Below are 243 nucleotides of genomic sequence, written 5' to 3'. Positions count from 1 at the left end.
CCCCAAGGAGATTGGACGTGAAGAAGCGTTTTTCCGAAGAGCAGATCATCGGCTTCCTGCGCGAAGCCGAAGCGGGCATAGCGATCAAGGACTTATGCCGGCGGCATGGCTTCAGTGAGGCTTCGTACTATCTGTGGCGCAGCAAGTTCGGCGGCATGAGCGTGCCCGACGCCAAGCGGCTCAAGGACCTTGAGGCCGAGAACGCGCGGCTAAAGAAGTTGCTGGCCGAGCAGTTGTTCGAGA

At 59.3% G+C, this 243-nt stretch carries 1 protein-coding gene; it reads left to right on the top strand.

The genetic code is table 11. The features are described 5' to 3' along the window. Positions 1-17 precede the first annotated feature (17 nt). Positions 18-243 (top strand): transposase (locus OZ10_RS20270; protein WP_039566940.1); only part of this gene is annotated, 226 nt, incomplete at its 3' end.

This window comes from Xanthomonas cannabis pv. cannabis (assembly GCF_000802365.1).
Classification (GTDB): Bacteria; Pseudomonadota; Gammaproteobacteria; order Xanthomonadales; family Xanthomonadaceae; genus Xanthomonas; species Xanthomonas cannabis.
This window is presented reverse-complemented; position numbering and strand designations above follow the sequence as displayed.